This window comes from Leptospira congkakensis (genome assembly GCF_004770265.1).
Lineage (GTDB): Bacteria > Spirochaetota > Leptospiria > Leptospirales > Leptospiraceae > Leptospira_A > Leptospira_A congkakensis.
Window position 1 is genome coordinate 61,513 of record NZ_RQGQ01000001.1, and the last position, 10,696, is coordinate 72,208.

9 protein-coding genes are annotated in these 10,696 nt (G+C 39.0%); 4 read left to right on the forward strand and 5 right to left on the reverse strand.

Going from position 1 to position 10,696, the window contains the following annotated elements; genetic code table 11:
• The first annotated feature begins 49 nt into the window (after nucleotides 1–49).
• Together EHQ70_RS00275 and EHQ70_RS00280 are read left to right on the forward strand one after the other, a co-directional pair.
• Nucleotides 50–460, forward strand: coding sequence for a DUF5329 family protein (locus EHQ70_RS00275; protein ID WP_167481678.1), 411 nt, complete (start codon nucleotides 50–52; stop codon nucleotides 458–460).
• A gap of 109 nt (nucleotides 461–569) precedes the next feature.
• Nucleotides 570–1,754, forward strand: a complete 1,185-nt coding sequence (locus EHQ70_RS00280; protein WP_135582984.1) for a YncE family protein — start codon at nucleotides 570–572, stop codon at nucleotides 1,752–1,754.
• Nucleotides 1,755–1,802: 48 nt separating this feature from the next.
• On the opposite strand, the gene EHQ70_RS00285 is transcribed toward EHQ70_RS00280, so the two are convergent.
• Complete coding sequence (locus EHQ70_RS00285; RefSeq protein WP_135582985.1) at nucleotides 1,803–2,651, reverse strand: NmrA family NAD(P)-binding protein; 849 nt, start codon at nucleotides 2,649–2,651, stop codon at nucleotides 1,803–1,805.
• 146 nt (nucleotides 2,652–2,797) lie between these two features.
• On the opposite strand from EHQ70_RS00285, the gene EHQ70_RS00290 reads away from it, so the two are divergent.
• Nucleotides 2,798–3,694 carry an AraC family transcriptional regulator gene (locus EHQ70_RS00290; protein WP_135582986.1) on the forward strand — a complete coding sequence of 299 codons (897 nt, stop codon included), beginning with the start codon at nucleotides 2,798–2,800 and terminating at the stop codon, nucleotides 3,692–3,694.
• Here EHQ70_RS00290 and EHQ70_RS00295 read toward each other — a convergent pair.
• The gene (locus EHQ70_RS00295; protein ID WP_135582987.1) at nucleotides 3,662–4,531 is read right to left on the reverse strand and encodes an RNA polymerase sigma factor; all 870 of its coding nucleotides are present in this window, start codon (nucleotides 4,529–4,531) and stop codon (nucleotides 3,662–3,664) included. The two genes, EHQ70_RS00290 and EHQ70_RS00295, sit on opposite strands and share 33 nt — an antisense overlap.
• Entirely contained in the window at nucleotides 4,531–4,905 is a 375-nt protein-coding gene (locus tag EHQ70_RS00300) for a DUF1304 domain-containing protein (protein WP_135582988.1), read from the reverse strand. The genes EHQ70_RS00295 and EHQ70_RS00300 overlap by 1 nt, the downstream gene beginning before the upstream one ends.
• A 223-nt stretch (nucleotides 4,906–5,128) precedes the next feature.
• On the opposite strand from EHQ70_RS00300, the gene EHQ70_RS18695 reads away from it, so the two are divergent.
• Nucleotides 5,129–6,907, forward strand: a complete 1,779-nt coding sequence (locus tag EHQ70_RS18695) for a DUF1565 domain-containing protein (RefSeq protein WP_135582989.1) — start codon at nucleotides 5,129–5,131, stop codon at nucleotides 6,905–6,907.
• Between the two features lie 5 nt (nucleotides 6,908–6,912).
• Here EHQ70_RS18695 and EHQ70_RS00310 read toward each other — a convergent pair whose 3' ends face one another.
• Nucleotides 6,913–8,355, reverse strand: coding sequence for a hypothetical protein (locus EHQ70_RS00310; protein ID WP_167481679.1), 1,443 nt, complete (start codon nucleotides 8,353–8,355; stop codon nucleotides 6,913–6,915).
• 414 nt (nucleotides 8,356–8,769) lie between these two features.
• Nucleotides 8,770–10,395 (reverse strand): hypothetical protein, encoded by a 1,626-nt coding sequence (locus EHQ70_RS00315; RefSeq protein ID WP_135582991.1) that lies wholly within the window; start codon nucleotides 10,393–10,395, stop codon nucleotides 8,770–8,772.
• Nucleotides 10,396–10,696: the final 301 nt, after the last annotated feature.

Consider the following 10,696-nt stretch of genomic DNA (forward strand, 5'->3'; position numbering starts at 1 on the left):
ATAAAGTCAAATTTTGATTTCTAACAATTCGTTAAATTAGGATGTAATTATGAAAAATCTTAACTCTTTGGGAATTCTATTCTCTGTGTTTGTTTTTGTTAGTTCTCACTTTTCCCTATTGTATGGAAAAACGAGTTCTTGTGCGGAATTGACTGAGGAGCAAAAAATTGAAAAACTTTTGGTGAAACTCGGTAAAGTCCAAGGAAGTTTGATTCGTAATGGAGAAACTCATTCCGCAGAAGCTGGAGAAAAACATTTACGTTACAAATTAGAGGAAGCAAAAAAATCTTTTTTTGCACCCGATCCTAAAGAATGGACTGCCAAATTATTTATCGAAAAAGTAGCATCAAAATCATTTCTTACGGGAACTCCTTATCAAATTAAATTTTCAGATGGCAAAGAAATCAAATCCAGAGACTGGTTACTTTCTGAATTAACCAAGATCGAGTCTTGTTTGTAATTTAGAAATTTAATTGAGTATAGGTTAGAAAAAAAATGACAAACAATAGTTGTAAAATTCATAGATCTCTTGTATCATAATCCTCCAAACAAAACGTTAGGAGCCTATTATGATTCGATTTTCTTATTTCTCTCCTTTTTATCTTTTGATCCTACTGTTTTGTTTTTCCTTATCTGCACAAAAAATAGAATCAGAGTTTTCCTTTAAAACCGACTTCAGTGTCCGGCCAACATTTGTAGAAGATGATACTCCTTTCTTTGTGAATGGGGGGAAGTGGATTTATTTAGGAAGAACTGCCGATTTTGACGAACCTGGTTTGTATTTTTATGATCCACAAACTAAAGAAAAAATTTATCGTCCGGTTCCTTTGGAAACTTATTTTCTTTCTCATCCCACAGAGTTTCTCGGCAAAATAGAAACGACTGGCAAACGTTTGCCGTTAACCATTTATGATTTTTTATTTTATGATGAAGGGAATCACCGCGCAGGTTTCGTTGTTGAAAACAAACACAATGATACTCGTGCCAAACGTTACTTTTTTATGGGATGGGATCTATCAACGAATACCATTGATGTGGTAGAACAGATTTACGAAATTCCGGAAAATGATAAAAAATCCTTTGCCCAAAGTTCCCGGATTGGTTACTCAACGGAAGACAATACAGGTTACTTTGTGTTTTCAGTAGATGCAGATTTAAAAGACAATGAATCGACAGATGTCACTGCTTTGATTTATCAAATTCAAAATCAGAACTTAACAAAATTAAAAGAATATAAATCTAAATTCTATCCTTATACTCCGGAGCTCCATCCCGAATCAAAACAATTGGTCATTGCAGCGTATGCGGAGGATTTTCAAAAAAGAAATCCAATCGGTTTTTTGTACAAAGTAAACACAGATTCATTCCAAGAATTTTCTATTCCTTCCACTCCTTATGGAATTAGTTTTTCGAAAGATGGAAAGTATTTGTATATGGCAGCAGCGGATACCGGTGAAGTGCGTATGTACAATACGGACAATCTTTCCGATGTGAAAAAAACAAAGTGGGGAACCCACGGTCATAAATTAGGATTTTGGAAAGAAGGGGAACTTGTCTGGGTTCGAAACTCTGGGCTTCATATTTATGATCCCATCACTTTAAAACAAAAGAAGGTAATTCCTACTAAAAAGTTTTATAAAAATCAAATCAATGTAAGCGGTTCGTCATTTTTGCCATTTCGTAAGTTACTCCTTAGAAATGGACTGGAAGATGTGGCTGGCGGTGCCGCCAACCGCATCTTAATTGCAGATTAAAATTCAATCTTCCTTAAAGTAATCAAATGATAAACGAGATGTTTGGATTTATTTCCAAGCATCTGCATTTTCTTTTGCATATTGACCAAAGGAGATGGGATCTTTTCCTGTCAGAGTTTTTACTGTATCGACGATAGGAGAGGCAAACCCGTCCTTTAAGGCACCAGCAATCATCACAAGAAAAGCTGCATAATCTTTTGGCAGACCTGCTGATACAAGAGAAGATTCAAATACTTTTGGATTCACATCTACATATCCAATCGTTTTTCCACTTACTTTTGTTAAGTGGTTTGCTACTTCATTGTGATCAATGGATTCAGGTCCTGTCAATGTAAAGGCTTGGTTTTCATTTTTGGTCGTTGTTAGAAGCACAGAAGCAACGGATGCGATGTCTTTTGCATCAATGAAACTTGTTTTTGCGGATCCACCTGGGAAGTAAATCTTTCCATCTTGTTTGATTCCTGAAATCCAGAAGGTATGGAAGTTTTGCATAAACCAGTTAGGGCGAATGATATTCCAAGGAATCCCTGCTCCTTCGAGTAGTATTTCTGTTTTGCGAAATGGTGCTTCCGGTGGAGCATGTTCCACACCCATTGCCGTCATCAGAACAAGTTTTTTCAAACCCACTTGTTTTGCTTTTTCAATCCAAGGGGAAAGGATTTCGTATTGGTTGGTTTGACCAGGAGGGCTTAAAAAATAAGCTGCATCCACTTTTTCCAAAACTTCCAACCCCTTGTTCAGTTCGCTAGAATCAGCAAACACCCAATGTAAGTTCGTGGAACTCTTTTGGGATTCTGGTTTTCTGGATCCTGCAAAAACTTCATGTCCCGCTTTTAGTAATTCGGTTACGAGGTGACCACCTACGAGTCCTGAGCCGCCATATACAAATACTTTCATAGTTAATCCTTGCATTCGGAAAGATTCCGTTATTGTTCTTTTATACTACTCCTAAATTTATAGACTGTCTATGTCATAAAATATTAAAAATATATCCAATCGTATAAACGAGTAGACTTTTGGTATGGATTGGGTAAAAAAGGAACATGGATCTACTTTCTGATATTCTCGCCTCCGCTGGTTGGAAAAACGACCTACTTTCCAAGGGTCAAATTTTTGATAGTTTTGGGTTTCATTTCCCTTGTGAAAGAAGTGGGGGATTTCATGTCGTAACACAAGGCAGTTGTTATGCGAGGATGGGTGGGACAACGATTCCTTTGCACAAAGGGGATCTTATCTTTATCACCAGAGGAACCAATCACGAATTATTATCCGACCCAAAGGCAAAAGTTGTCACGATCGAACGTTTCCTTGGTGATCAAGAAATTCGGATCAAAAAAGAAAACCCTGTCACAACTTTTGTATCAGTTCGTTATGAAGTTCCTCCGGGTCCTATCCACCCATTATTTTTGGAATTACCAGAATACATTCATATACCTTATGAAACTATCGAGGCACATCACGCATTAGGAGATATCATTCAAATTCTTTCTCGTGAATTAGAACTCAATCTCGGAACAGATTTAATTGTGCAAAGGTTAACCGATATTTTGTTATATTATATGTTGCGGATGTGGTTGAACCAAAATCTAGATTCGCAAGCTGGTTGGATCAAAGCCTTTCATGATACGCAAGTGCTGTATGCCCTGGAAAAATTACACAATGGGTATAACAAAGATTGGACCATTGAATCTTTGGCAAAAGAAACTGGGGTCTCTCGGGCCAACTTAGCTAACCGGTTCCGTGATGTTTTGGGAATTCCTCCGATGGAATACTTGGCAAAACTCAGAATGGAAAAAGCCAAACAAATGTTTCAAAAAGGGAATATGGGTTTGGAAGAGATTGCACAAAATGTAGGTTATGCGTCTGCTTTTTCTTTTTCGAAAGCATACAAACGTATTTTTGGAAATTCACCGAGCCGAGAGTGGAAACGAGTTGTGTAGAAGTGTACGAATGTTTTCTAGCTGATGTTTTTTAGGTAAGTATTCTGGATGATTTCGAAATACCTCCGCTGCTTTTCTAATTTTCGAAGTATCGGCCATCATTGGTTTTGTTTCTTTCCATCGCCCATCTAGTTTCATTTGTTCTGAAAGTTTGAGATAAGATTTGATCCTTCCAGCTCTTGTTGCATAACCGATTCGATTTTCACATTGACACTGATTATTTGCTTTTGTAAGACTACATTCTTTTCCAAGAAATGATTCCATTTGTTTTCTAGACCTAGATAACTTTTGGCGGAAGGCTTCTGGACGAATTCCCATCACAAGAGCACCTTCTTCACTGGAAGTTTGGAACACTTCTCCTAAAAGATAAGCCATTCGGTAAGGCCTGGAAAGACCTTGTAACATAGAGTAGGTGCAAGCTACCTGAACATGTAAAATAAGTTCAGAAACTGGCGGCGAGGATTCTTCATCCATGGTTACGGTTGGAAATTCAAGTGGCGGTTGGTAAGGTTTTTGTGTCCGGTGTAATTCCTCGCGAACAGCTCGCAAATGAACCTTCCTTCGTTCCATTTTTGATTTTTGTACATTGATCAAATGGTTACTGGCAATCCGATAGATCCAAGTTGAAAGTTTACTCTCCTTCCTGAATCCACCTAAGTTCGTAATCACTTTCACCAAAATTTCTTGGGTGGCATCTTCCGCATCTTCTGGATTCCATAAAAATTTCAAAGCCAGTGAAAAAACTTTTGGTTGGAAGATTTGAATGAGCTCTTCCAAAGCATTGGTTTTTCCAGCAAGTGAACTTTCTAATAGTAAAAGATGCGGATCTTCGATCATTATTTTTTGTTGGCTATGTAGTGAACGACTAGAGCAAGAAAAGCAGGTAATCCTTGTGAAAACAAAATCGAAAACTTAGCAGTTGCTGAACCATAAATCCCTGCCACTACCACACAAATGAGAAAAAACAAAATGGTTTGGAATTTTTGTGTTTGGTCTTTGATGAAAAACAAAGCCCAAAAAAGTCCAGCTGCTAAAAATCCATTATAAAGACCTTGGTTTTTTGCAAGCTTAGCAGTGATCTCTGCGGTTTCGGGTGTTAGTTGGAATACTTTCATTCCAAACTCTGATTTCCAAAGGAACATTTCCAATACCAAAATGAACACATGTTCAACAGCAACAAATCCAGTCAGGATTACGGAAAGAATCTTCATATCATTCTCCTAAAGAACGGTTTTTCTATTGGGACAATTGATTTTACCGTTTGTGACAAAATGGGAAGAAAAAAATGAGAAAATACCGCTAGTTTTGTTCTGAAACTGGCTTCCCGCCGGAATGAGCGGTTTGGAGCCCAAATGAGGATTTATTTTATCTGGTAATACAAATTTTTTCTGAACATCCTTCGAATATTCTAAAATTTAAAAGTGAAAATTCAGTATGAAGTTAATAACTTATCTAGTCCCATTTTTTGTCTTTGGCAGTTTTTTATCATGTTCAGAAAGCCCAAATTCCAATCCAACAACTCTATTTGGATTGTTGGCATTCGGGGGAAATACGGCCGGGTCACCTACTAACCTTCCCGAAAACCCAACGGATCCTCTCCTTCCACCCGCGGATACAACACCAACTCCTCCGGCACCATCTTCGGATGTTTGTATACTCGGAACAAGTGCCCTTTATGTGAATGGAGATTCTGGAAGTGATTCTAACGACGGAAGTAAAACCAATCCATTTGTGACGCTCAAAAAAGCAGTGACAACCGCTACTCCTGGAAACGTTATTTGTGTCGTTAGTTTGTCAGGCGGTGGAGAATACGATGAGTCAACAACGACTCTGACAATCCCATCTGGAGTAAGTCTTTATGGAGGATATAACTCTAGTTTTGTTAGAAACGTAACCACTAACAAAACAAAATTGAAACTGAATCGAATTGGTATTCAGATCAACAATCTCAATGGTGATTCCGAAATTTCAGGTTTCGACATGACAGCTGTAAATCCATCATCCTCATCTGAAAGTAGTTATGCGATTTTAATTTCCAATGGTACTGCCAAGTTAACGTTTAAAAATAATAAAGTTACTGCTGGTTCTGTTCCGGCCTCAAAATCGGCAACACCTGGTTCTAGTATTGGAATTCTTGTTACCCATTTAGATAAAATCTCTATTGAAGATTCAGAAATCGTCTCTGGCTCTGCTGGTAACGGAAATGATGGAACGAATGGTGTTAATGGTGTAGCAGGGGGCAATGGTAAAGTCGGAACCAATGGCCATTGTGACCAAAATACTATTAATGCATTGGGCGGTGATGGCGGGACTCATCCAACAAATTCTAGCTTGAACGGCTTTGCCGGGGGACGTGGTGGAAGAGGAGATGAAAATGGAATTATTGGATTTGGTACTTGTGGAGGAGTTGGCGGTGCAATGGGCGATCCAGGTTTGACAGGTCGTAGTCCTATTTGTCCACTTGAAAATGGAGCAACGGGAAATCATGGTTTGTTTACAGGTAGTGATATAGGAAGTTTTTCTCCTTTTTACCAACCAACTAACGGCAGTGATGGTAGCGATGGTTTAGACGGTGTTCCTGGAAGCGGAGGTGGAGGAGGTGGTGGCCAATCTTGTTTTTTTTGTAGTAAAGGGACTGGTAGCGGGGGCGGGGGTGGTGGCGCTGCTGGTAGTGCTGGTAAAAAAGGTACTGCCAGTGTTGGAGGAAGTGGTTCATTCGCGGTAGTTCTTTTGGAATTGAATGAAGTTGTACTGCAAAATTCTAAATTGATTTCAGGAAATTCTGGGAATGCAGGACTTGCTGGTAATGGCGGGGAAGGGGGAGCAGGGGGAGAAAAGGGAACAGGTGCGGCTATTTGCACGGGAGAAGTAGGCCGAGGAGCCGATGGAGCACCTGGTGGGAAAGGTGGAAATGGCGGTGATGGTAGTGCTGGTGGAGGAGGGTCCTCGATCGCACTTGTCTTAAAGTCTATAACCAGTCTTACCGCAAATGACAACAGTTTTAAAACTGGCCTCGGTGGTGTTGGGGGATCGGCAAGAAATTCGCATTCCGGTAGCGGTGGTCATTCGATCGCAGTCTATTCTGTTTCCGGTAGTTCCTATACCCTTTCCAATTCACAATTTGATTTAGGAACGGAAGGGAATGCGGGTTCCATCACTGGGACGGGAACAGTTGGAACTTCCGGCCGCAAAACAAACTATAGTTGGGAGTGATCCCTTTAAGGTTCCTCTCTGGCTGGACGAGTTGAGATTTCTGCATAGCGGGTCATACTTGGGAATTGGATCACTGTATCCAAACGAACCAATCGCCCTTGGCAAACTTCACAAGCTTTGGATTCAAGTCCTACAGGATACGCTGCACCTGTGGCATTGGTTTCATAATAAGCCTTTGTGAATTTGCCTGATTGGTCCAAACGAACGGTGAGACTTTGATTTTCATTTGTTCCAGGTCCGTTTTCTATGTTGCTAAGACTCGAATAACGTTTATTTGTTTCTGGTCCGAGTAGTTTTGCTCGAAGTTGATTTCCAGGCATATAGGATATTGAAGGAAATACATCGGAAACCGCTTCATCTTCAGTACTAACAAGTGTATGCCAAAGTGGATTTCCAAGCCAATCCGTCTTAAAAAAAAGAAAACTCCGATAACCTTCATTTACGGCTGGTAAAATAGGACTTCCGAAGTTTCCTGCATAGAATCCACTACCAAAAAAACCATCCTCTCCAGAAATCAGTGCAGTTGAAATCACATTCGTCTGAGATGGGTCACTTGATCCCAAATAACTTACATTATAGATCTGAAATCCTTCTATAGAAAGGTTTACAGTAATAGGTCTAGGTGTAGTATTGTTCGGATAAGGATGACCGGAAAATCCAGCTATATTTCCATTTGCAACTCCATACAAAAGTATGTTTTGAAATGGTCCAAGTACGGCAGACCGGATCGCGACAGTGTTGTTTGGCGTTCCCACAATGTATTTTTGTCGAATGGGATTGCCGTTCCCGTTTAGGATCGCCCAGCCAGTTTCTAAAATGTTTCCACCTAAGGATGTTTGTTCTGGTGGTGCGAATTCAACAAACCCGATTGAATCTGCATATGGGCTAAGTGTTCCAAAAAAAAAGTGAACATCATCTTTTTGGTCAATGACGATCGAGGAATACGCATCGTCCAAAGCTTCATTACTTTTGTCTAAATACGTTTGCCAGATTCGATTTCCATTTTGGTCAAATCGAACAAAAAACATAGAGTCTTCATTGTTTTTTTCTGAAATAGGTGCCGGTAAATTTTGCCCAGAATAAACAAAAGCCTTCACCACAAAATCACCGTTAGCAAACTCAGCAAGATTTGTTGATTGTGAAATATTACTATTGAAAGAGGTAGCTGTCACACCCAAATAATCCAACCATTCAATTTGAAAATTTTTCCCATTGATCAGAGCTACAAAAAACTGAGCGCCTGAAGTATAAGAATAGTTTTTTCCTGTGTTCGAACCATTCCACTCGAGAGCTTCTCCCGTTGCTCCAAAAACAACAAGGTTACCATTTTTCAATTTTAATAGATCGTAGGCAAAGACTTGTGCTGCACCCGAGCCCAATCGTATCGTACCTCTCAAATTCGGTGTACAAAGACTATTTAAATAGGACTCCCAAAGCAACGTTTCCATAAAACTTTTTGAATTAGGATCTCGAGGATTATTTAAATCAAGTTTGCATAAGTTAGCTGATGATAGAAGAGATGTGAGAATCAGAAGTAATTGAAACTTCTTGCTAAAATTAGATTTTTGTTTCATTGCCAAATTAAACTACCTTTCTGATGAGAAAGGTTTTTTCTATTTTAGGTCATGTTATGAGAAGTTACATATACCTCAAGTCTTTGTAGAAAACCCTAGAGGAAGATAGTTAAAGTGCATCGAAAGAGCTTTTTGATGCAAAGCGTAGGTATTCTTCTTACGTTTAGATGTTCATCTACGTAAATATTTTTTTATGCTAAAGAAATATTTGTGTCAGGTGAATCGATTGAATAACATTTTTATGACAATCATCTTCTATTAGCAATTTCTTATAAAAGAAATTTTGTTTTATGGTTCTTCTGATCCAGGTCGGGTCGAAACTTCTATCCTTCTTGCAGTCGTAAGTGTGGAAAAGCTATTAAACATTGTATGGATGGTTACCATCCTTCCTGAACAAACCTCTGCTTGGTTTGAAATAAATCTTCCGTTGTTTCCTGTAGCATCAGAAGTCCCTTCATACAATTGAATTTGTTGGAAGGCACCGGTGGAAGGATTCATTTTTAATCTGGCCTGGCCGACAGCGTTGACAACCGATCCAGATTGGATGTTCGATGAGATTCCTGTAAAGGGAGTTCCATTATCAATCATTAGTAGGTTTCCCACCACCTCTCCCCTTGTGCTGTTATAAATTAGGTTTCCTGGGATTACATCAGGCACATTATAACTTGTGGCTCCTAAGTATTGGCTCCATAATAAACTAGTGGAACTTCGATCTGGTTTTAAAATTTGATAATTTCTTCTACCGGAACTTCCTTGGTATTGATGGATTGTATTGGGAGTAGAATCAGGTTCGTTGATATTCCCAATTAAATAAACCTCGTTATTGGCAAATAATGATTTTATAATTTTATATCCCGTTGCCGAAATGGTTGGACCATAATAACCGACGGAATCCCAGCTGAGAGTCGAATTTACGATCCCATAAAAACCACGTGGTTCGCTTAATCGGGGATGGCCAGAGAATGAGATGAACTCATTGGACGATTCTCCCGCAATCAAGAGTTTATCTGCATATGATTTGAAAAATTTGGGTTCTGAAGACGAACCTGTGTTAGGTAAAAATCTTTGGCTGATTCCATATCCATTCCCATCCACTAAGGCTAATCCTAGTTCTTTCTGACTTGGGCTGGATGCATTGGAGCTAGTGGAAGGTGCTGGTAAATTTGGGAAACTAAGTCCTGTGAAATCAATCGTTGGTGTGGTTGTTTCAGATATACCTTGGTATAAAATTGCCATTTGATCAAATGGGGTCACCGTCATGGCATATCCTTTGTTGGTGAATCTTGTGTTATCTTTGTTTGCATATCCTTGCCAAACAATTTCACCGGAATATTGGTTATATCGAGAAAGAAAAAATGCTAATGTTCCTGTTTTGGCATTCAGTGTATTGGTTCTTCCCGTTCCATTGACGATAGCGAAAAATCCAAGATCCCCATTGGAAAATTCATCTACTGAAATGACTTCTGGTGTTGGCCAATCTTCTACTCCGTAACTCATCTCTCCAATATAGTCTAACCAAAGAATACGAGAAAAATATCGATCAATGACAAAAACTACTCCGTTCAAAACGGAGTTTTGGTGGTTGTTATGGATTCCAGAGGTGTTCCCATTCCAAACCAAGGGTTCTTGGGTTACCGCTGTGACGACTGTGTTTCCGCTCTTTAAAGCTTTGATGGAAAGAGGAGTGACTAAAGTATTTCCCGTTCCCAATGAAAAACTTCCACGAGCATCTGGGATACATCTGGTATTTAAATAAGCATTCCAAAGTGCCGTTTCAAAATAACTTTTAGATTTAGGATCACTCGGGTTGTTTAGAGTTAGTTTGCAATTGTTAAGCGAAAATTGAAATAGAGTCAGTATAAAGAGAAAAAAACGAAGGGTAAAATTCCTGAGGTGAAAGTTGAATGTGATCATAATCCCTTTCTGATTCCATTTAGATTCCAGGGGAGGAATGGAAATTATTTATTGAGTATAGACATTAAAAGAGAACAGAAGAGCCTGGGATTCACAAGTCATTTGTGGGGTTTGGTAAGAAAATTTATTGGGGAATTGCGAGGAATCCTAGGTTAGGGTGAGGAAATATTCCAAGAGGATTGATGTATCTGTTGAATGCAAAATGTAAAAAGAATTTTTATGAAATCAGAATTGGATTTTCTTAACATTGAAAAATGATTTTGAGGTAAAACTCATTCTAGAAAATTCCGATTTTTTAGTT